We start from the raw sequence: 21,111 nt of genomic DNA on the forward strand, positions 1-21,111 counted from the left end.
ACAGACCGCGGTGACGCAGATCACTGCGCTGCCGGGGTCAACGGCACCGGTGGTGGTGGCATTTGGGGCGCGTTATCGGGGCGCCCGGTGCGGGGGCGGCCGTGCTGGTCGCCCTCTTGCCGGTCTTGCCGTTCCGCTTGACGGGGGCCGCGGACGAAGAGGGCGTGGGAGCGCCGGGCTCGTCGGCGCCGTGGCCGAGGGTGACGGGGGCGGGGAAGGGGGCATCGGGCAGACCTGCGAGGGCGTCACGCATGTAGTGGGTCCAGATCTCGGTGGGGATGTCACCGCCGAACACCTTCTGCAGACCACCCACGCCTGCCAGGGACTGCAGCTGTGGGTGGTTCGAGTCCTCTCGGAAGAGGACGACAGAGGTGGCGAGTTGCGGGGTGTAGCCGATGAACCAGGCCGAACGGTAGTCGTCAGTGGTCCCGGTCTTGCCCGCCGCGGTCCTGCCGAGAGCCTGGGCCTTGGTACCGGTGCCCCGGGCGATGACGCCCCGGAGCACGTCGGTGACGTTGCCGGCGACCGATGCCGGCAGGGCTCTCGCGGGGGCGGGGGCGGAGAAGCCGGCCAGTGCCGAGCCGTTGTGGGTGACCTTCGTCACCGAGTAAGGGGAGGCCTGCATCCCGTCGGCAGCGAAGGTCGCGTACACGCCTGCCATGCGAATGGCGCTCGGTGTCGAGGTGCCGATGTAGAAGCCGGCGCTGGGGGCGGCGAGACTGCCCGGGCGCAGGCCGAGGGTTTGTGCCGTCCTCGCCACGTTCCCGTAGCCGACATCTTCTCCCAGTTGCACGTACGGCGTGTTGACCGACTGCTCCATGGCCTTGCGCAGAGGGATGTAGCCCCAGCGCTGGGGGGTGTCGTTGTGCTGGTGGAGGAGTCCGGTGGGGTCCTTGGGGTCGGCGACGCGGTTGCCCTGCTGGTCCTTGATCTCGATGCCGTCGTCAGCGTTGAACCTGCTGGCCGGGGTGATCGGCTCCGGGGACTTGCCGGGTCGCAGTACGGCTCCGTGCTGGAGCGCGGCGGCGAGGACGACGGGCTTGAAGGTCGATCCCACCGGGACGCCGGAGGTGTCGGCGTTGTCCGAGTAGTGGGCGTGGTCGAAGCCGGGGCCGCCGTAGACGGCGAGGATCCTGCCGGTCGTGGGTTCCACCGAGGCTGCTCCCACCTGGACGTCCCGGTCGACGGGCCGGTGGGCGGGGTCGAGGCGTTGCGTGCGCACCGCGGCGACAGCCCTCGTCAGTTCCGCCGTCCTCTTCCTGTCGAAGGTGGTGTGGATCTGGTAGCCGCCCCTGCTCAGGCTGCTGTCGGTGATGGCCGGGTCGTGTGTCTCGGCATACGACCTGGCGAGCTGGACCAGGTAGCCGGTCTCGCCCGTGAGTCCCGAACCGGGGGTCCACCTCCTGGGTACGGGGAATCCGGCGGCCGCGTACCGTGCCCGCTGTTGTGTCGTCAGCTTGCCGGTCTTCACCATCCGGTCGAGCACCCAGGACCAGCGTGCTTTTGCCTGTGCCCTGGCCGCGGGATCGGATTCCGCGTGCTGGAAGAGGCTCGGCTCGTTGACCGCTGCGGCGAGGAAGGCTCCCTGGCTCACGTCGAGCCTGTCCACGGGGAGGTTGTAGTACATGCGGGCAGCGGCCTGGATGCCGTTTGCCTGACGGCCGAAGAAGCAGGTGTTCAGATACCCCTGGAGGATCTGCTCCTTGGTCATGGCGGCGCCGATCTTGGTGGAGATCAGCAGTTCCTTGAACTTGCGTGAGACCGTCTGCGACTGATCCAGGTAGGTGTTCTTGACGAACTGCTGGGTGATCGTCGATCCGGACTGGACGGAGCCGCCCTCGGCCATGTGGAAGACGGCGCGGAGGATTCCTTGCGGGTCGATGCCCGGGTCGGTGTAGAAGGAGGCGTTCTCCGCGGCGATGAAGTCCCACCGCACGTCGGCGGGTACCTGCGAGAGCGATACGTTCTGCCGGTTGACGCTGCCGTCGGTGGCCAGGACGGTGCCGTCCGACCAGTAGTAGACGTTGTTCTGCAGCAGTGCCGTGGGATTGGGGTCGGGGATGGTGACCGTGGCGTAGGCATAGCCGACCGCCGCTGCCGTGCTGCCGAGGAGGAGCAGGAAGAGCGCCAGCAGGTGGCGCACCGACGGCAGCCAGCGGCGCGGGCCCGTCCTGTCTCGGCGCGGGTAGTCGATCCAACGTTTCTTCTGTGGCGCGCTTCTCCTGTCGCGGCCTGGCACGTCCTGTCGTGGGGCCTGGTCACGGTGTGCGGCCCGGCGGCCCGTGGCGCGGTCACCCCCGGCACGTGTGCCGCCGACGGAACGCTGCGGCGGTCGGCGCCGGTGTCCGCTCATGGACTCTGATCACTGTCCTCTCAGTACCACTGTGGTGTCTCGGACGGTCCGGGCTGCCTGAACCGGGGTGTGGTCGGGTGCGTGGAATCCGGAGGAATCGACGCGGACGGACCGCCGGGGGTCCGTCCCCGTCGCACGGGTGCCGTACTCCGAGTGCGTCCACTGCGCGAGCCGTGCCCCCTGTCCTGGCCGACCGACGCGGTCGTCCGCATGGAAAGAGCGAACTCGGCCGGAAGTGTTACACCTCGGCCTCGCCGTACGGACCAACTGGACCGAAAGGAACGAACATGCCCATACATAGGCAATCGCGACGACGGCTTGCCCGGGGGCCCGCGCACGGGAGGACGGCCGGCGTGCGCGAGGCCGGCGGAGAGTAAGCATGCCGTTTCACCCTCGGCGGGGGCGGACACGCGGTGCCTCAACCGGCCGCGGATTCCCCACCCGAACCCTTCGCGCGCCTCAGGCCGGCAGCCACTTCACCACAGCGTCTCCGCACTCGGCCGTCTGTGCGTAGAACGCCCTCAACTCCTGGTGCGCCGCCGCGAACGCGCACCACGCCTCGGACTCCGCGGCCACGCCGCCGTAGCGCGGCAGCAGTTCGTCGCGGGCGAAATCCCACAGCGCGTCGAAGTCGGCCCTCGCCAAGAACCTGGCCACCCGGCGGGCCTGGGCCGCCGTCAGCACCAGGAACGGCGGCTTGTGCCGGTCGGTGCGGAACACCCGTCGGCCACCGAGAACGACCTGGCTCTGGGGCCGACCCTCGGCAGGATGCGCGGGAGCGCCGGCATAGATGCGCTCCTGGTCCAGATAACGCTTGCCCAGCGCCCCTTCACGGTGCCGGCCGACCCGGTGCCGGACGGTCTCCGAGTCGTCATCGAACAGCCGTTCAAGCCAGGTCGTGCTGTTGCGCAGCGCGGGAGGCGGCACCGCTCGCAGACGGAGGTAGGTACTCATGCCAGAGGGAGCGCACGGGGACGCCGAAGCATTACGTGGCCCGACGGACCCCGTTGCGGGGAAGGCACCTCGACCGTCGTGCGCGCGAGGGTGGGGCGACACGCGCCAGTTGCCGGGAATCTCCCGGACCAGGGTGACGGATCGACCGCCGGCCTCGCTCTTTTCGTATGTGACGACACAGCGGGAGACGAGAGCCCTTCCGGCCGCCCCGTCCCTCTCCGTGCCGCTCACGAGGGGAGTCGGAAGCGGCACGGAGAGAGGTCCCGGGGAGGGTGCGGCGGTCGCGCCGCGTCCACGCACACCGGATCGACGAGGCGCCAAGGAGGTCTCACCCGACCCGGGATGCCCTGGCGTTGTGACACTTCTGTGAGATCACACGCTGGTCACCATGGGGCCGTCGATGCGACCGGAGCACGACGGACGGCAAGCACTCGCCATGAACCCGGTACGAACGAGGACAGTCTTGGGCCAGGTACGACAAGCCCGGCGCGTACAGGCGTACGACGGGGAATTGGGCACGGCAGTCGCGCGGGCCCAGGACGGCGACGAGACCGCTTTCGCGGTCGCCTACCGGATCGTGCAGCCGGGCCTGCTCGGCTATCTGCGCGGCCTGGTCGGCGACGACGCGGAGGACGTGGCCTCCGACGCCTGGCTGGAGATAGCCCGCGACCTCGGCCGTTTCAAGGGGGACGGGGCCGGGTTCCGCGGCTGGACCTCGACCATCGCCCGGCACCGGGCGCTGGACCATCTGCGCCGCCAGCGCGTGCGGCCCCGGCCAGGCGGGACCGAACAGGACGTACTGGATCTGCCCAGCCGGCACAGCACCCATGAAGAGGCTCTGGAGGCCCTGTCCACCGAGCGGGCGCTGGAACTGGTCCGCGGGCTGCCGCGGGACCAGGCCGAGGCCGTGCTCCTGAGGGTCGTCGTCGGCCTGGACGGTCCCGCCACCGCTCGCGTCCTCGGCAAGCGCCCCGGAGCGGTGCGCACCGCCGCCCACCGAGGCCTGAAACGCCTCGCCCGCCAGCTGGGCGTCGCCGGCGAAGCGGACGAGGGTGTGACGGATGAGGCTTCCCGAACGCTGGGGAAGTCGAAATGAACGGCAACGGCAACAGTGACCGACGGACAGGCATCACGCCCGGTACGCCGAACGAATCAAACCGGTCGAACAGGAACGGAAGCGGACATGGGTGAACGGCTGAGCGGCGACGGAGCTCCGGGCCGTCGACGTGTGCACCCCGGCGGCGCCGCGTCCGGCCCGTGGGAGGTGCGTGACGCCACCACGCTGGAAACGATGCTGGGCGCCGCCCTACGCGAAGGTCATCTCGACCCCGAGGCCGAGCAGCGGGCCCTGGCCGGCTTCCGGGCCACCCAGGGCGCAGGCGCGCACCGGGCGCGTACCCGGCGCCGGGACGACTGGCGGCTGCCCGCGGAGCGGCGTGCCAGGCGTCCTGTGAAGATGACGTTCGGCGTGGTGTTCGCCAGCCTCACGCTGGGTGGAGTCGCGGTCGCGGCCATCGGTTCCGTCGGCTCGTCCACGGACGGTGACGGTGCCGGGCGGGGGGCCGCGCACCCGTCGGCGGTCGCCCCGGACCAGCCCGGCGGTCAGGGCTCGTCGGCACCCTCCGGCGGCCACGGACCTACGGACGGCCCAGCCACCGCCAAGAACACCGAAGCCCACTGCCGCGCCTACGAGCACATCAAGGACCGCGGCAAAGCGCTCGAGGCGACGGCCTGGCAGCAACTCGTCACGGCCGCCGGCGGTAAGGACCACGTCGCCGCGTACTGCTCCGAGCAGCTGGCGCGGGCGACGGCCGCGCCGGGCAGGTCCACCGGCAACGGCAAGGCGGGGAGCACGGGCGCCTCCGGCAACAACTCCGGCGGCACGAACAGCGCGGCCGGAAACGGCCAGGCAAGCGGCGACAAGGGCAACGGGAAACACAAGTAGCCCCTGGCCCCCGCCGTGCCCGATCAGTGCTCGATACGGACGGCGAACCGCCCGTCATGGCCGGGGTCTTGGTCCGCGGTGCCCGCCGAGAGACCGGCCGGGCGCGTCCCCGGGTGCCTCAAGGCGGCGGCAGGAAATTCGGAATCCCGCCGTGCACTTCATCGGCTTCCTTGTCCCGCCCGAGCGCACGGAGGTTCATCTCCAGACGCGTGCGCGTGTGCTTGGTACCCGAGTAGTCCTTTCCGGCCACTGCCTCGATTCTCGGCAGCAGGCCGGCGTTGATGACGCGTGCCGCCTCGTAGTCGCCGAGCTTGTGCAGGGTGATGGCGATGCCCGCCTGCGCGTCGAGCGTCGTCAGGGAGTTTTCTCCCGACACGCGTCTGTGGCGCCGGTGGATCTCCTGGTACAGCGTCAGCGCCCTCTCCAGCTCCCCGAGCCCGAAGAGGCTTCCCGCGAGGTTCTGCGTGGCCAGGATCGTCGTCCGGTCGTCCTTGCCGAGCCGGCGCTCACATCGCCCCACGGTGCCAGTGTTCAGCCGGAACGCGGCGCCGAAATCCTGGAGTTGGTTGAGACACGCACCCATGTTGCAGGCCGCGAGGAGGGTGTCGGGATGGTCGTCGCCGTGCTTCCCCGACCGCAGCCGAAGAATCCTCTCGAACACCGGCCGGGCCCTTTCCGAGTCGTCGAGTGCATGCAGGCAGGCGGCCAGCCGTCCAGCAGCCTCCAGGGTGTGGTCGTGCGACTCCCCGATCCACGTCTGCCAGTCCCTGTGGACGAGCTCCGCCAGGAGAGCACCGGGATCGGCCTGGTCGGCCACGTAGAGATACCGGAGGACGCTGATCACCAGGGAGCGGAACCGCTCCGGTTCGCTGCTCGGCACACCGGCCTCGCGCAGATAGCCGAGCAGCGTCTGTACGTCCGCCGTGATCAGTTCGTACGAGGCCCACGTGCTCGGATCGTCCGGGTCAAGGTTCGGCAGGGCCGCGAGCCGGTCCCGGGCCGTCCGGCACACCGCGGCCGACTCTCCGGCGGTGCTTTTGCGGAACAGGTTCAGGACGTCCGTGTGCGCCTGCCGCACCGCGGGGTCGACGGGATGTGTCACGACGCGTCCTGCCCGTCCGGACGGCCCGCACGGGCGGCGGCGGTGGCGACGAGTGGCGCCAGCCGGACACCGTCCACGACGTCGGGCGCCGTACCCGTGGGAGAGGTACAGGCGAGACCACGGGCGACGGCCGAGCCGAGCGTGGCCGCCGCGTCGGTGCCCAGTGCCTCGAGCACGGCGTCCGGCGCGTGTTCCAGCAGTGACATGGCGAAGGACCAATTCGTCGACGCGACTTCGTAGAACTTGCGCAGCGCGACCGTCGGCGCGCGCTCCAGCAGGACGGGAAACAGTCGGGCCGTCGCATCGGCCGGGATCCAGCTCTCGCCCGGCCAGTGGAGTGTGCAGCGGCCGGCCTCGTGCAGGAGGGCGACGGGGTCCACCAGGTCACCGAGGAGCTGCGAGGCTGCCAGGGTGGCCAGGGCGTCCACCCCGATCGCGGAACCGTCCGAGGCCGTCGCGACGACCGCTTCGCCCAGTTCACGGAGTTCGCGCTCGTGTTCCGGCCTGACCTCCGCGGCGAAGACGAGCAGGTCGGCGGCTGCGGGAAGCGGACCGTCGTCGAGTATCTTCCGTACCTTCCGGGTGAACGCGGAGCTGAGAGGTGCTCCGGGTTCCGGGGTCACGAGGTCCACTGCCGCGTCGTAGACCGGGTCCTCGAAACGTATGTGCCGCGGCTTGGCGCGGTAGCCGGGCACCTCGCGGGCGATCCGGTGTTCCTGGTACGCGGCTGCGGCCAGTGCGCTCCTGGTCGGCGCGTCGCTCTTCGTCAGGTCCTGTACGGGGCTGAGGTTCAGCAGATGGAATTGTGTGAAGTCGGGATGAGGGCGCTTGCCCGCGATCAAGTCGTTGGCGTACACCAAGGACCCCCACGCGAGAAGAGATTGCCCATAGGCGTGCTCGAGGTACGCCAGCCCTTCAAGTCCTCGCATGTCCTCCATCCGGCAGCCCAGGGCATGCACGGCCAGCTCGAAGCGAACACGGTAGTCGGCACGGACGTACGCCAACGCGTAGTTCTCCCCCACCGTCGCTCGCATCTCGGCGACGCCGATGGTCCATCGGTAGCGCGGCAGTTCCCCGAGTGCTCGGTCGATCTCCTTCGAGAAGGCGTCCGCGTCACGGCCATGATGGGAATCGCTGTTGTCGGGGCCATGGGCGGCCCGGTGCAGTTCGGCGAAACCGATGGCACGCTCGGCGGGATCGGCGATCGAGCCGATGAGGGATCCCGCGCGGGGGAGGTCCCGGTGCGCAAGCCGCCCCGCGAACCGGCGTACCACTGCGGCCGTGCTGCTGTGCGCCCCCAGTTCGACGGCGCGGACCACGTCGGCCGGGGTGCGGAAGAAGTGGTTCCGCGCACGGGCGGACCAGTGCTGGTCGACGTTCATCCAGGCCGCGACTCCGAAGACGTTCACCTCTTCCGCCTGGTTTCTGGCGGGAGGCTCGCTCGACTCGTGAGTGGCACTCGCGAGGCTCGCGCCGGCACCATCGCCGCCTCTGAGCGGGGCGGGGTTCTCCACGCTGCGCAGCGCCTCGTCCAGGATCGCGGCGGCCTGGGCCTCCTCACCCCGGGCGAGGTGGAGATGACCGACGCAGGCGAGAACCGAATACCGGTCGCGGCCGTGCACGGCCGAGGTCGCGGACCCGGCCGGGCCCCCGGCGCCCCGGCTCCAAGACACGTCGTCGCTCCAGTCGTCGCTCCAGTCATCGCTCCATCCGGTCCGCTGGATGCCCCTGGCCATCTGTGCCGCTCTGGCCAGGTCGTACGCGGCCATACGCCGTACGACGCCGATCAGGTCATCGTCGCGCCGCATGCTGCGGAATCCGTTCGCCCGAGGATCGGCGGACGGCCCGGGGACGGCGGCGTGGGCACGTTCGACGAGCCGCAGTTCCTCCGCTCGGTCCGACTCCCCGAGGGCTTTCATGGCGTCGAGCCTCGTCCAGGTAGTGAGGGCCTTTGCCTGGTACCGGTCGAGGAGAGCCCGTGCGCGCTCGGGCGACCCCCAACGGGTCCAGAGCCCCGCACCGTCAAGGACGGCGCGCTCCGTGATGCCGTTGACCACGACCGTGTCCAGGCGGGCAAGCAGGAAACGGGCAGTGGTCCGGTCCACATCCGCCAGCACCCTTGCCGCTCTGGCCAGTTGGGGGCCGAGCTCCTTCTCGTCCCCGGCCACGAAGACCTGGGCGCGCACCTCGGCGAGGACGGCCCGGCTGGTGTCCGGGTCGTACGCCGCCCATGCGGAGGCCAGCCTCGCCAGGCCAAGGAGACGGACTGCCGGGCCCACGCTCTCCAGGGCCGCCTCGGCCTCCCACAGCAGCTCGACAGCGCTTGCGGAGTCCGCACGCTCGGCCAGCTCCAGGTAGTCCGCCCAGCGCTCACCGCTGATGCCGCCGATGAGTGCCCGGGCCCGGTCCACCTCCTGCTCGGCGGCGGCGACCGCGGCGACGCGGTACACAGCGTCCGGTTCCCTCTCCGGGCCCTTCGATCGCGGCGCCGTCTCCTGTCCGTGCCGCCACAGCCGCAGGGCGCGTTCGAGGTCGTGAGGTGCCAGCAGCCGTGCGGCCACCTCGATCGCTCTCCACGCGTCGATGTCGCTGTTGCGGCCGACGCCCTCGCTCGGAACCGACAACGCGGACTCGACGAGCATGTCGAGCAGTTCGTCGACCGAGGGTGTGCCGGGGCCGGGACGTGCGTGCCGCAGGATCTCCACGAAGGCCATGAACTGCCACAGCGACGGACTGATCCCGTTCGCGTGTTCCAGCGCGTCCTTGACGCGGCCCGTCCGGGCGAGCAGCCCGATCACCCGCGGCGGCAGCGCACCGCTGGACTGCGCGGCCTGGTGGCGTACGACGCCGAGGTACGTCATCGCGGGGAGACCGGTGGCCACGGGTGCGGTGTCGGCCATGTGATGGGCGATGCTGTCCACGAGTTCGAGAAATCGGCGCTCAGCCTTGAACTCGTTTCTGACGGCGCGCCGCAGACCGGCGCAGACCAGGTCGGCAGCCTCGGCGAAGACACTCGAGCCGGACTTCAGGATGTGGGCGACGAGGTACGTGAGACCGTAACGGTCCACCAGGGACCAGTCCACGTCAGCCCAGTTGGGTGCGCTGCCTCGGTAATGGCGGGCGATCCGTTCGTGCCATCTGGTCTCGTCGACCCAGCACTCCGGGTGCTTCTCACGGGCTTCCTCTCCGGCGAGGAACTCGTTGATGGAGGTGTGGAAGAAGGCGATCCGATCGCTTCGGCGGTCCAGGAGCCAGCGCAGGCTCGCGAGGACCTTCCGCGCGGACGCGTCTCGGACAGGGGTGCCGGACAGAGCCATGAGCTGCTCCTCCGTCAGTGCCTCTCTCGCCACGGTCAGTACGCCGATGAGCGGCAGGCCCGCCCCTGCCCAGTCGTCGGCCGGCTCACCGGTGCCTGCCCTCGGCCTGGTCATGAGTTCCTCGCGGACCAACTCCACGAAGAAGCCGTACAGTCCCGGCAGCCGGCCCGGTACGCCGTTGAAGGCGAGCAGCTTGCCGACGAGTTCGTCGTCGCGTTCCTCGGTGGCGTCGATCAGCGCCCGCGTGTACGTGGCCAGATAGAGAAAGTTTCCGGCGGAACGCTGGACAGCCTGCCGCTTCGTGCTGCCCGGGAGGTTGCCCCTGGCGCGCTCGGCGGCGAGAACGGCCGGCCGCTCCAGGACGAGGTGCGCGTAGGTGTGGAGGTCGCCCACAACCTGGGGTGAGTCGGCGTCGATGACCACATCGGTGAGCCGTTCCTCCCGGGCCGAACGGAACAACCGGATCCCGGCGTGCGGCCGGGAAGTCATGATCACTTTGACGTTGGCGGGCAGTTCGGGGGAACGGGTCAACCAGTGCAGCAGCCCTTTTCTCGGCTCCGCCGTGTGGTCGTCGGCTATCTCGTCCAGCGCGTCGAGCAGGATGACGATCCTGGCCTCGGGATCCTGTTCGGCCAACACCTGCGCGGGCCCGATCAGCGCCAGGTGCGCCAGGTTGTCGGGGTCGAGAAGACGGGGCTCCAGGTGCGCCGTGCCGATGTCGACGGCGATGACCTCGCCCTCCACGTTGCCGAGGCGCTGTTGGACCTCCAGGGTGGCGGTGCGGTGGAAGGGTGAGACCTTCAGGTCGTCGATCCTGATCCCGATGACCCGGCCCTCGGCCTGTACGGAGTCGATGTGCTGCTGGACGACGACCGAGAGGCGTTCCAGTTCGAAGAGCTCCGGGCGCACCCGTGCGAGCTGATGTCCGATGCTCAGCAGAAACGACTCGGTGTCCCCGCCGGTGACCGCGGTCCGGCTGTCCCGTCTGAAGAAGTAGCGGAGCCGGTCGGGATGGGCGCGCGCGATACCGGCGAGCAGGCTGGTCTTGCCCGCTCCTGGCTCGCCCGTCACCAGGACGTACTGGTCCTCCTCCGACTTCAGGGCCCGCTCGACCTCGTCGTACAGCCAGGCGCGCTCGACGAAGTCCGCCCCCGTGCACGCCCGGACCACATCCTCGAAGGCGCGGCGCGCCCGGGTCCGTCCGGCGCTCACCTCTTGTCCCCGGAGGTTTTCTGTTCCATCCCGACCACTACTGCGCCGGGCCCCACCTGGCCGGCCTTGACGATGCCCTCGAAGGCGCCCGTGGGCCGGTCCGTGCGCACTCCGGCCACGTACGCATCCGTCACATCGCCCACGTCCACATGGCCCCGCACCACGTCCACCTCGCGCCGCTCGCCCTCCACAGCGGACCGCAGGTCCAACTGCCGTACATCGGCGCCCGGCAGCCAGATCCAGGCCGCCCCCCGGTACTCCTTCTCCTTGACGGGCACCTCCTGGAACTCGTGCTCGCCGAGGGTGGTGTACGCGTTCCTCTTGACGACGTCGTGGAAGACGGTCGCCGACAGACCGACAGCCAGACAGGCTCCCGGCATCTGATCAAGGGCAGCGCGCAGGGCCGCGCAGTCCCGGATGCGACCGATCTCGACCGGCGCACTGCCGACGAAGCCGTTGGCTCCCGGTGAGGTCTCACCGAAGTGGACGGCTGCCCTGAGCCTGAGCCGTGTCGCCGGCGCCCGGCCGCTGTTGAAGGCCCGCAGACTCGCCTCCAGACTGCGCATGAAGTCGTCGACCAGGGCCGGCTCGGAGGCTTTCCTGGGCAGGACCGCGAACAACGAGTCCCCGCCTACCTGGGTCTTCCATTTCGCACGCTTCAGCTTGGCCGCGTCCGCCGCCTCGTCCAGCGACCGCTTGATCGCCTCCTGGAACTGGCGCTGCGTCAACGTGTCGGCGCCGCCGTATCCCTTCGCGTCGACGGCCAGCAGCAGTCTGCGCTCGAAGGCTCCCGCATCGCCCGGCTCGTCCTTACCGTTTCTCGCCATGACACCTCTCGGTACACGCACTTCGGGGGGAATACCGGCGCTTCACCCAACCCCACCGCAAACCCATGGGGTTGCTCCACAAAAGCCCGGCGCCCGCTCCCCCCTTGCGGGCGCCGGCCATTGAAGTCGTACATCCGGGTCCCGGTGGGGACCCTGTATTTCCACGGGGTTCCGCGTGGTTTCACGGAATGCCGGGATCTGCTGGGACTCGCGAGGCCCGTGCGGCGGGGAGAAGGGCCGTGTACTGCGGCCCGAGAACCCGTAGAAGTAGCTGGTCCGGTCGTGGCGATCGCCCGCTTACTGGACTGAGCACGCCGCCGATCAGAGGAGATCTCCATGGCGCCAACCGGACAGGACGCCGACAGCCGCCCCGCGCAGTACATGTTCACCGCACTGCAGACCACCCACCAGCACGCGGACGCCAAGGCCGGCATCCTGGCGGCGGTGCAGGCCGGGCTGGCCGGCACGGCAGGGGCATGGAGTCGTGGGATCGTGCGCGTCTGCGAACAGGGAGGCGTGGCCGGAGTGTTCGCAGGGACGCTGTTGGCCCTGTTCGTCTGCGGACTGATCGGTGGGGCGGTGAGTCTGGCCGCGGTGCTGAGCCCGAGGCTGCTGCGGGACCGGGCCGCCAACCGCTACGGCTTCGTCCACCTGGAGTCGGGCCCCGACATCCTGCCCTCCGAAGGCGTGCCCGCGGACGACCCGGCGGAGCGCCGGGAGTTGTCGCACACCGTGCGGTTCCTCGCCCACGTCGCCGTTCTCAAGTACCGCTGGCTGGCGGGGGCGGTGGCGTGCACGGCCGTCATGGGCGTGAGCGCGGGGCTGAGCGTGGCCCTACAGCCGGTACTGGGCTGACGTCGGTTCGGCCGCGGTCATTGGTCCACCAGGTCCGCGAGCCGCCTGAACCGGGGCAGGTCCCTGATGAGGGTGGCACGGTAGCCCGTCTCCACCAGGTCCTCTTCCCGCAGTTCGCGCAGGACCTTCTGGATCGTCGTCTCCGCGGCGCCGATCAGCGTGGCAAGCTCCGGCTGCGTCAGCCGGATGTCGATCACCACCCTGTCGGACCGGGGAGTTCCGTAGGACGCGGCGAGCTCCACCAGTACCCGGGCCAGACGCACTTTCGCCGGATACCCCCGAAAGTCCAGCCGCCTGCGGTTGGCCCAGCGCAGCCGGTCGGCGACAACCGCGGTCAGGGCCATGGAGACCTCGGGACGGCGCAGCAGGAGTTCCCTCAGCGCGCCGTCAGGCAGCACTCGGGCGGTCAGCGGACCGCACGCGGTGACCGTGGCCGAGCGCGGGGCGGACCCGTCCATGGCGGCCATCTCGCCCACCGTGTCGCCGGCGGCCCTGACGGCGAGGAGCGAGGTCTCACCGTTCTCCACGACCGCCGTGACCTTCGTGAGTCCGGACAACAGCAGCAGTACGTGCCGGTCGTTCATCCCCTGCCGCAGCAGCACGGCATCCGCATCGAAGCGGACCTCGGTCCCCAGGCCGAGCAGTTCCCGCCGGGCCTGGGGCGGCAGCCTCCCCAGCAGACTGCGCACCGGCCATTCCCCGGACCAGCTGGGCACCGTCACGTGCATCCGCCGTCTCCTCCCGCGTTCCGGCATGGTCACCGAGAAGAGTCTCTCCGGGACAACCGAGGCAGACCGACCGCCGACCACTGGCCATCAAGACCTTTCCGCAGCGCGGCGTTCCCGACAAGATCCCTGTGCACCTGCACGTACTCTCCACCGATACCCGCACCCGGCGGACGTCGGTACGGCGCTGATCACCGCTCTGTTCCGCGGGGCTTCCGCCCCAAGCCTTGACCCACTGTCGGCCCACCGCCCGGTGGGGCGCGGGCGCCGGGCACGTACACGGTCTCCGACACGAAGGGCACCGAGCAGCAGTTCCTCGTCGCCGAGGACACCAAGATCGTGGGCTACGACGACATCTGCGAGGCCGTGAACACGGGTCCAGGCGGCGAGGGCGGCACCGAGTGCACTGAGGCCCAACTGGAGAAGGCCGCCAAGAAGGGCTTCAGCGCGGAGGTCGTGATCAGCAACGGCATCGCGACCACCATCCGCGACGACCACTGAGCCACACCCCACGCAAAGCCGGTGGTGGACCGCGCCTTGACGCGGGCCACCACCGGCTCGGAGTCGTTCCGGCCGACTTCCCTGGATCGTCCTCGTCGGGTCAGTGGTCCGCGCAGCACGGTGTCGGATCCGGGACCTCGAACGGGACCAGTGTCCCGCCCGCGGCAGGCATCGCGGCCAGGACCAGTCGCCCTTCGCGCCACTCCGGTCGTACGTGGTCGCGTGTCACGAGGCGCTGGTCGGGCGGCGGCGGATCCGCCGTGCCCAGCACCACGACCCGGTCGATCGCGGAGTGCGACAGCAGTTCCGCGACCGTCAGCGTGCCGGTGAGGTCCACGGCGCCGGGGTACAGCACCGCACGGCCCATCGCGTCCGGGGCTCCTTGGGACACCTCGTACCCCTGGGCGGTGAGCCGTTCCCGGACGGTCTCCAGGAGCGCGAGCGACGTCGTGGCGAAGGACAGCGCCACGCGCGGCCGATCACCGCGCACCAGATGGGTACAACCGAACGTGCCCTCGGGGAAGGCCAGTTCGGTCGCGACCGCCCGGAGCAGGTGATCGGCCTCGCGCAGGGTCTTCACCTCGGTGTCGACCCCGATGACGTACCGCGGGTTCACGACGGCAGGACCCACACCGGGTTGGAGTAGAACCACAGGTCCTTCCACGGGTCCGCGTCACCGACGACGTCCACGGCCGGGCCCGCCGGGTCGATCGCCGCGCCCATCAGACCGGTGGCGGAACGGTTGCCGTCGGTGCCGCGCAGCCGGACGTACACCGGGCGGTCGATCGCGCCGAGGGAGTACGACAGACGCACCACGCCCGTGGACTTGTTCACCTCGTACGACTGGACGACCTTGGCGGTCGGCGCGGTGAAGGTGTCCTTGTCCGCGACGGCGCCCGTGACATCACCCTGGATGACATCCACGCGGGCCAACTTCGGTACGAAACCAGCCCAGTTGGGCCCGTCCGCGAGCGCGATGTCGACCGTCAGCGTGACCCTCTGCCCCTTCTTGACGTGCAGCGCGCCGCCGAGGGTCGCCCAGCGGCTGCCGCCCGCCACCCGCGCGTCGAGGCCGCTGATGAGCTGCCCGTGGTCGACCCACACGCGTCCGGCGCGGATGCCGTCCATGACGGCGGCGTACGAGAAGCCGTCGGCACCGACGTGGGTACGGCTGTACTGGCCGGGCCAGTAGTCGCCCTGGGTGAGGTCGACCTTGCCGCCGTAGACCGGGTCGGTGTGCTTGCCGTTGGCGAGGAAGTCGCTGTCCGGGCCGCCCCGCACGGCGGTGTCCGTGTACACCTGGTGGGAGTCGGAGTTGGCGGTGATCCACCAGGGCTTGCCCTCGGCGAGGAGGCTGTCCCACAGGCCGCCGACCGTGGCGGTCATCCAGTCGAAGCCGCCCCAGGTGCGGTAGCTCTCCAGCGGGTAGCCGCCGAAGGAGTCGACGCTCGGGCTGTTGTCGTACAGACCGCGCCCGCTGCCCATGCCGTACGCCTTCGGGATGCCGCCGCCCTGGTGACCCGGCGCGCCTTCCATGCCGACGGCGATCTGGTGGGACGCGGGGGTCGCGTCGCGCCAGGCGCGGATCTCGTGCGGGGAGTCGATGCCCTTGCGCGCGGGGTGGTTGGCCAGCATCAGGATGTCCTTGACGCGACGCCGCTGGACCTGCTCGGCAAGGAAGTTGAGACCCGCGACGGCGAGCGCCTCGTTGGCGGGCGTCGAGCCACTCGCGTTCTTCACACTGCCGTCGTAGGAGGTCTCGAACTCCTTGAGGACCGCGACCTCGCTCCTGCCGGGGTGGACGAAGACCGTGCCGTGCTCGGCGCCCGGTATGTTCCACTCCAGGCCCTGGAAGACGAGCGTGTCCTCGTACTTCTCCCGGGCCTCCTTGATGTCCGGGTTGACCTTGTCGACACCGATCTTGGCGTGCGTCTCGCTGCCGTGGTCGGTGATGACCATCCAGTCCAGGCCGTGCCGGGCGCCCTGACGGACCTGGTCGCCGACGCGGTACTTGCCGTCGCTGCTGTACTGGGTGTGGATGTGGTGGTCACCGGACAGCCAGAGGAACCCGTTCCGTCTCCGACCGCGCGTGGAGCTGGAGGCGTACGCCGGGGCGGCCGCCCCCTGCGCGAGAACGCCACCGGCGGCGAGTCCCGCGCCGAGCAGTCCCGCGCGGCGCAGCATCGAGCGGCGCGACTGCTGCTCGGGGGTCAGGGCCTCGTCGGGCACGGAGACGTCGAAGGCGGCGGGCAGCTTCTCGCCCTCGTGGCCGTGGCTGTGATCGTGCCCGTGATCGTGACTGTGCCCGTGGTGGTGATGCCCGTGCCCCATCGTTGCCTCCTGAGTTGTGCACCGTGCGTGCGAGCGTTCGCCACGAGGAGATTCGGTGCGGAACGTGAACGGGGGACGGCGGGCGCGTGTTCGGCGGGCGATGGGGGCGAGTCGACTCACTACTCCCACCTCAACTACCCACCCAGGCCTACCAGTAGTTCCGCCCACACGACCTTGTAGGCCATCCCGGTCCGGGGCTCCACACCCCACCGCTCGGCCAGCGCGGCGACGATCACCAGCCCGCGCCCGCCCTCGCCGTCCGGCTCCCGCAGCACCGGCAGCCGCTCGGTCCGCCCGTCGGACACCTCCACGCGTACGACGCCGTCGCGCAGCACCAGCCGTACGCGGAAGCTGCGCCCGCGCACATGCCCGTGCCGTACGGCGTTCGCGGCCAGCTCGGCGACGACGAGGACCACGCTCTCGCTCGCCTGGCCGTCGTACGCGAACCCCCACGCGTCCATCCGGTTCGCGACCAGCCGCCGCGCGAGCCGGGCCCCTCGCGGGGTGCTGCTGAACAGCTGCGTGAACGTACGTACGGTGACCGGTTCTTGGGCCCGGGTGTCTCCTTGCATGGCTCAACGGTCCCGGGGATCACGGCGGTCGACCAGCGACGCCACTCGTACGCCGGGTTCTGTAGGAGTTCACGCTATGGACAGTACGAGTCACTGTCCGTGACCATACCCGTCATGACCAACAGCACCGCGAACGAGCCCGAACCGTCGGACAGTCTCAAGACGTTCGGCCTGGTCCACAAGGCCTGCCGCAAGCGGGCGGGGCTGACGCAGGAGGAGTTCGCACCCCTGGTGGGGTACCAGCCGTCGACGGTGGCGTCGATCGAACAGGGGAGGCGGTTGCCGCCGCGGGCGTATGTGGAGCGGGCGGAGGAGGTGTTGGACGGGTTCGGTGTACTGCGGGCAGCGGCGAAGTACGCCACGCGGCAACCGGGTCTGGCGTCCTGGTTCCGCGAGTGGGCGGAGTTGGAGGAGCAGGCGATCAGTCTCTATACGTTCGAGAACCGGCTCGTGCCGGGGCTGCTCCAGACGGAGGGGTACGCACGCACTCTCTTCAACGAACGGGTGCCCGTGCTGACGGACGCCCAGATCGAGGCCCAGATCGCCGCTCGCGCGGACCGCCAACGGCTGCTCGTCGAACGGCCCAACACGGCGTTCAGCTTCATCGTCGAGGAGTACGTCATCCAGCGGGGAACCGGCGGTCCGGAGGCAACGCGGGAACTGATCGACCACGTCCTGGCAGTCACGGAACTGCGCAACGTAGAGCTGCAGTTAATGCCCATGGCACGCCATGTCCACGCCGGTCTCAACGGGCCCATCCGACTGCTGGAGACTACCGAGAACGAGTGGTTCGGCTACTGCGAGGGGCAGGAAAGCGGCCAGCTCGTCGCCAGTCCGAAAACGATCAGTGTGCTCCAGATGCGCTATGCGAAACTGCGTTCACAGGCTCTTACCCCGGACGACTCCCGGAGCCTGCTGAAGCGGATGCGAGGAGCATTATGAGCAGGTCCGAACTAGCCTGGTTCAAGAGCAGCTACAGCAGCAGCGGCGACGGGGACTGTCTCGAAGTGGCCCTCGCCTGGCGCAAGTCGACGTACAGCGGCGACGACTCCGGCGACTGCGTCGAGGTCGCCGCCTGCCCCACCACCATCCACATCCGCGACTCCAAGAACACCTCCGGCCCTCAACTCACCCTCTCCCCCACCACCTGGACCGAGTTCGTGGAGTTCGCCGCACGCTGAGTCCACAGCGCGGCCCCCGCCCGCCGTCAGGTGTTGGCGCCCCGTGCCGCCACCCGCCAGCGGTCCAGTTCCACGCCCTGGCGGGCGATCACCAGCTCCTCCGCGAGGTTCACCGGCTGGCAGACGTGGTTGGGGACGACGGCGAGTACCGCACCGAGGCGGGGGGCCGGTACGCCTTCCGGGAGGTGGACCACGGCGTGGTGCTCCCAGAGGGCGGTGATCGTGGCCTCGGGGTACTGGGGGAGGTAGCCGTGGCCGGTCACCCACGCGGAGCGGTCCGCGCCGAGGACCTTGCTGCCCGCGTCGAGGACGAAGCGGTCCGGGGCGGGGACACTGATGACCGTCGAGGCGGCCGCGAGGGCCAGGTCGTCGACACCGCAGCAGCCCATGGCCAGTTGCTGGGCGTCGTTGAAGACGTAGACGCCGGGGCGGAGTTCGTCGACCGGGCCGGGGCGCCAGCGGCCCGCCGTCGGGGTCGAGCCGCCGCTCAACACCCGTGGTTCCAGGCCCAGTTCACGTAGAGCCTCCGCCGCCTCGGACAGGGACCGTTCCTCGTCGCGGGCCGCCCGCTCCCGGGCGTCGGGTGCGTGGCCGTATCCGTGCCCGGGAAAAGTGAACGCGCCGAGCACGCCCAGCCCGGCGTCCGACGCGGCGCGGGCCACCCGCCCCGCGTCCGCGGCCGGCACCCCGGTCCGTGCCGTCCCGCAGTCCACCTCGACCAGGACCTCCACCACGCGGTCGCTCCCGCGCACCGCGTCCCCGAGCCGCCGCGCCGCCTCCACCGAGTCGACGCCGACCCGCAGGGCGACCTCGTCGGCCAGTCGGCGCAGTCGCCGCGCCCTGCTCTCGTCCGGCCAGAGCGGATACGCGATGAACAGGTCGTCCACGCCCGCCGCCGCGAACGCCTCCGCCTCGCTCAGGGTCGCCACCGAAAGCCCGCGCGCACCCGCCCGGAGCTGCCGCCCCGCGATCTCCGCGCACTTGTGGCTCTTGGCGTGCGGCCGGAGAGCGAAGCCGCCGGTCCTGGCGGCCTCGGCCATGCGGGCGATGTTGCGATCCAGTACGTCGGCGTCCACGACCAGCGCGGGCGTGACGAGCCCTTCGGGCAGTTGCTCAAGCATCACTACGTCCTCCCCGGACCACTCCGCCCTCCCCAGTCCGCTACAGCCTCTCACTCCCCGCACACCTGTGTATATTAGGGCTGTGCCTAGGATCCCTAGGCAATCAGGTGAGGCACATCAGACAAGCGAGTGCTCCAGAGGTGGCCCCCATGGCCCGTGCCGGGCTCACGGCCGACCGAGTCGTCGAGGCCGCGGCCGATCTCGCCGACGAGGTCGGGTTCGAGAACGTCACCCTGTCCACGTTGGCGCGCCGGTTCGGGGTGAAGGACGCGAGCCTGTACTCGCACGTCAAGAACCTGCGGGATCTGCGGACGCGGGTCGCGCTGCTGGCCGCGGGCGAGATGATCGACAAGATCGCCACGGCGGTCGCGGGGCGGGCCGGCAAGGACGCCCTCGTGGCCTTCGCGGGCGCCTACCGGACGTACGCGCTCGCGCACCCCGGCCGCTACGCCGCCACGCACACCCCGGTCGACCCCGCCGTCGGCGCCGCGTCCGACGCGTTCCGGCGTACCGCCGAGATCACCTACGGCATGCTCCACGCGTACGGCCTGTCCGAACCCGACCTCACCGACGCCGTACGGCTGCTACGCAGCACCTTCCATGGTTTCTGCGCTCTGGAGGCGATCGGCGGCTTTCACGCCGCCCGGGACGTGCAGACCTCGTGGGAGCGGGCCCTCGACGGCCTGCACACGGCCCTGGAGCACTGGCCACGGAGCGAGCGGAAGGAAGAGGATCATGTGTGACGGGCACCACGACGGGCACTACCACGGACACTACGACGTGCGGGGCAGCGGGCCCCTGCTGCTGGTCATCCCCGGCGGGGCCGGTCACCCCATGGGGCTGGAGGGCGCCGTCGCACGCCTTTCCGAGCGGTTCACCGTGGTGACGTACGTCCCGCTCGGGCTGTCCCGCGGCCCGCTCGACGGGGCGGTCGAAGACCAGCGGGTGCAGGTGTGGAGCGACCGCGCCCACCAGCTGCTCGACTCACTCCTTCCGGACGGCGAGTCCGCCTGCGTCTTCGGGAGCAGCTCCGGCGGGATCGTCGCCCTGGACCTGCTGGCCCGGTACCCGGAGCGGCTGCGGCGCGTGGTCGCGCACGAGCCGCCGAGCATCGGCGTGCTGCCGGACGCCGTCCGGCAGCACGCGATGATCACGGAGGTGTACGAGATCCACCGTACGGAGGGGGTGGCGGCGGCGACGGCCCGGCTCAGCGCCGGTCTGGAGGGCCGGAGTTGGGAGCCCGGTCCACGCCCCACGTCAGCTGCCGCCGACGGCGGCGAGAACACACCGAGCAGGCGGAACACACCGGACTCCCAAGAGGCGCAGAACACGCCCATGGACATCTTCCTCGGCCACGTCCTGCGCCCCTTCACCTCCCACGCCCTGGACCTGGACACCCTGAAGGGTCTGTCCTCCCGGCTCACGCTCGGTGCCGGAAGCGACTCCCGGGGCCAACTCCCCTTCCGCACCGCCGCTTTGCTCGCCGAGCTCAGCGGCGGTGACTTCGTCGAGTTCCCCGGCGGTCACCTCGGCGTCCTCCAGCACCCGGTCGCCTTCGCGGACCGGCTCACCGAGGCGCTGTGAGTCGCCCGGCGGAGGGAGGGATCAACCAGGCGCCGCGAAGACCTGTACTGAGTACTTTCCGCTGACGGCAACGCCGGTGTCCGTGAACGAGCAGTTGAGGATGTTGTTCTTGTGGCCCTTGGTGCTGTTCATCCAGCCATCGACGGCCTGCTTGGCGCTGCTGTCTCCCCAGGACATGTTCTCCGCTGACGGCCCCGCGTTGTAGCCGGCCTCCTTGATGCGCGTTTGGGGCGTGGAGCCGTCGGAGCCCGTGTGCGTGGTGATGTTGTTCTTGGCGGCGTCGTCCGCGAAGACCTGGGCGGCGTGGGTCAGTTGCGCGTTCTCGTGGAGCGCGGGGCAGTTGGCCTTGGCGCGTTCGGCGTTGACCAGTTGCAGGATCTCGCCGGGCGAGGTCTGCAGGGCGCGCGGCGCGGATGCGGGGACGGTGACCGTCGCCGCGGCGCCTGCGGCGGCCGCTCCGGTGAGCACCAGCAGAGGGGCCGCACACGCGGCAACGCAGACACGGCGTATTCGATTGCTCTTGGTTCGCAC

19 protein-coding genes are annotated in these 21,111 nt (G+C 70.2%); 8 read left to right on the top strand and 11 right to left on the bottom strand.

The window, feature by feature from the left end:
* Positions 1-37 precede the first annotated feature (37 nt).
* Positions 38-2,143, bottom strand: coding sequence for a transglycosylase domain-containing protein (locus ACZ7M2_RS17430; RefSeq protein WP_471595954.1), 2,106 nt, complete (start codon positions 2,141-2,143; stop codon positions 38-40).
* Positions 2,144-2,812: 669 nt separating this feature from the next.
* Positions 2,813-3,307 carry a DUF1877 family protein gene (locus tag ACZ7M2_RS17435; RefSeq protein WP_471595955.1) on the bottom strand — a complete coding sequence of 165 codons (495 nt, stop codon included), beginning with the start codon at positions 3,305-3,307 and terminating at the stop codon, positions 2,813-2,815.
* A gap of 436 nt (positions 3,308-3,743) precedes the next feature.
* Between ACZ7M2_RS17435 and ACZ7M2_RS17440 the strand changes: the two genes are divergently transcribed.
* Both ACZ7M2_RS17440 and ACZ7M2_RS17445 read left to right on the top strand, forming a co-directional pair.
* Positions 3,744-4,403 carry an RNA polymerase sigma factor gene (locus ACZ7M2_RS17440; protein ID WP_471596044.1) on the top strand — a complete coding sequence of 220 codons (660 nt, stop codon included), beginning with the start codon at positions 3,744-3,746 and terminating at the stop codon, positions 4,401-4,403.
* 87 nt (positions 4,404-4,490) lie between these two features.
* On the top strand, positions 4,491-5,252 hold the full coding sequence (locus tag ACZ7M2_RS17445; RefSeq protein ID WP_471595956.1) for a hypothetical protein: 762 nt from the start codon (positions 4,491-4,493) through the stop codon (positions 5,250-5,252).
* Between the two features lie 118 nt (positions 5,253-5,370).
* On the opposite strand, the gene ACZ7M2_RS17450 is transcribed toward ACZ7M2_RS17445, so the two are convergent.
* The 3 genes from ACZ7M2_RS17450 to ACZ7M2_RS17460 are packed head-to-tail and all read right to left on the bottom strand — an operon-like array spanning position 5,371 to position 11,710.
* Positions 5,371-6,354 (bottom strand): tetratricopeptide repeat protein, encoded by a 984-nt coding sequence (locus ACZ7M2_RS17450; protein ID WP_471595957.1) that lies wholly within the window; start codon positions 6,352-6,354, stop codon positions 5,371-5,373.
* Positions 6,351-10,883, bottom strand: a complete 4,533-nt coding sequence (locus ACZ7M2_RS17455; protein ID WP_471595958.1) for a hypothetical protein — start codon at positions 10,881-10,883, stop codon at positions 6,351-6,353. Before ACZ7M2_RS17455 ends, ACZ7M2_RS17450 begins: the two co-directional genes overlap by 4 nt.
* Positions 10,880-11,710, bottom strand: coding sequence for a hypothetical protein (locus ACZ7M2_RS17460; protein WP_471595959.1), 831 nt, complete (start codon positions 11,708-11,710; stop codon positions 10,880-10,882). Before ACZ7M2_RS17460 ends, ACZ7M2_RS17455 begins: the two co-directional genes overlap by 4 nt.
* 336 nt (positions 11,711-12,046) lie before the next feature.
* On the opposite strand from ACZ7M2_RS17460, the gene ACZ7M2_RS17465 reads away from it, so the two are divergent.
* Positions 12,047-12,565: a Pycsar system effector family protein gene (locus ACZ7M2_RS17465; protein ID WP_471595960.1), complete on the top strand. Its 519-nt coding sequence runs from the start codon at positions 12,047-12,049 to the stop codon at positions 12,563-12,565.
* A gap of 17 nt (positions 12,566-12,582) precedes the next feature.
* On the opposite strand, the gene ACZ7M2_RS17470 is transcribed toward ACZ7M2_RS17465, so the two are convergent.
* A complete protein-coding gene (locus ACZ7M2_RS17470) occupies positions 12,583-13,293 on the bottom strand; it encodes a Crp/Fnr family transcriptional regulator (protein WP_471595961.1) in 711 nt (236 codons plus the stop codon).
* A gap of 336 nt (positions 13,294-13,629) precedes the next feature.
* Here ACZ7M2_RS17470 and ACZ7M2_RS17475 point away from each other — a divergent pair, with 336 nt between their 5' ends.
* Positions 13,630-13,791 (top strand): hypothetical protein, encoded by a 162-nt coding sequence (locus ACZ7M2_RS17475; RefSeq protein WP_471595962.1) that lies wholly within the window; start codon positions 13,630-13,632, stop codon positions 13,789-13,791.
* A 100-nt stretch (positions 13,792-13,891) separates the two neighbouring features.
* Here ACZ7M2_RS17475 and ACZ7M2_RS17480 read toward each other — a convergent pair whose 3' ends face one another.
* The 3 genes from ACZ7M2_RS17480 to ACZ7M2_RS17490 all read right to left on the bottom strand — a co-directional run bounded on the left by ACZ7M2_RS17480 (position 13,892) and on the right by ACZ7M2_RS17490 (position 16,694).
* Positions 13,892-14,407 (bottom strand): hypothetical protein, encoded by a 516-nt coding sequence (locus ACZ7M2_RS17480; RefSeq protein WP_471595963.1) that lies wholly within the window; start codon positions 14,405-14,407, stop codon positions 13,892-13,894.
* The gene (locus ACZ7M2_RS17485; protein ID WP_471595964.1) at positions 14,404-16,122 is read right to left on the bottom strand and encodes a PHP domain-containing protein; all 1,719 of its coding nucleotides are present in this window, start codon (positions 16,120-16,122) and stop codon (positions 14,404-14,406) included. The genes ACZ7M2_RS17480 and ACZ7M2_RS17485 overlap by 4 nt, the downstream gene beginning before the upstream one ends.
* Positions 16,123-16,256: 134 nt before the next feature.
* On the bottom strand, positions 16,257-16,694 hold the full coding sequence (locus ACZ7M2_RS17490; protein WP_471595965.1) for an ATP-binding protein: 438 nt from the start codon (positions 16,692-16,694) through the stop codon (positions 16,257-16,259).
* A gap of 114 nt (positions 16,695-16,808) precedes the next feature.
* Between ACZ7M2_RS17490 and ACZ7M2_RS17495 the strand changes: the two genes are divergently transcribed.
* Both ACZ7M2_RS17495 and ACZ7M2_RS17500 read left to right on the top strand, forming a co-directional pair.
* Complete coding sequence (locus ACZ7M2_RS17495) at positions 16,809-17,636, top strand: helix-turn-helix domain-containing protein (protein WP_471595966.1); 828 nt, start codon at positions 16,809-16,811, stop codon at positions 17,634-17,636.
* Positions 17,633-17,875: a DUF397 domain-containing protein gene (locus ACZ7M2_RS17500; protein WP_471595967.1), complete on the top strand. Its 243-nt coding sequence runs from the start codon at positions 17,633-17,635 to the stop codon at positions 17,873-17,875. Before ACZ7M2_RS17495 ends, ACZ7M2_RS17500 begins: the two co-directional genes overlap by 4 nt.
* A gap of 26 nt (positions 17,876-17,901) precedes the next feature.
* Here ACZ7M2_RS17500 and ACZ7M2_RS17505 read toward each other — a convergent pair whose 3' ends face one another.
* Positions 17,902-18,996: an alanine racemase gene (locus ACZ7M2_RS17505; protein WP_471595968.1), complete on the bottom strand. Its 1,095-nt coding sequence runs from the start codon at positions 18,994-18,996 to the stop codon at positions 17,902-17,904.
* A 149-nt stretch (positions 18,997-19,145) separates the two neighbouring features.
* Here ACZ7M2_RS17505 and ACZ7M2_RS17510 point away from each other — a divergent pair, with 149 nt between their 5' ends.
* Both ACZ7M2_RS17510 and ACZ7M2_RS17515 read left to right on the top strand, forming a co-directional pair.
* Positions 19,146-19,739 (top strand): TetR/AcrR family transcriptional regulator, encoded by a 594-nt coding sequence (locus tag ACZ7M2_RS17510; RefSeq protein ID WP_471595969.1) that lies wholly within the window; start codon positions 19,146-19,148, stop codon positions 19,737-19,739.
* Positions 19,732-20,580 carry an alpha/beta fold hydrolase gene (locus ACZ7M2_RS17515; RefSeq protein ID WP_471595970.1) on the top strand — a complete coding sequence of 283 codons (849 nt, stop codon included), beginning with the start codon at positions 19,732-19,734 and terminating at the stop codon, positions 20,578-20,580. The genes ACZ7M2_RS17510 and ACZ7M2_RS17515 overlap by 8 nt, the downstream gene beginning before the upstream one ends.
* 21 nt (positions 20,581-20,601) lie before the next feature.
* Here ACZ7M2_RS17515 and ACZ7M2_RS17520 read toward each other — a convergent pair whose 3' ends face one another.
* On the bottom strand, positions 20,602-21,048 hold the full coding sequence (locus ACZ7M2_RS17520) for a CAP domain-containing protein (RefSeq protein ID WP_471595971.1): 447 nt from the start codon (positions 21,046-21,048) through the stop codon (positions 20,602-20,604).
* Positions 21,049-21,111: the final 63 nt, after the last annotated feature.

It is taken from the genome of Streptomyces sp. NPDC111507 (genome assembly GCF_055638955.1).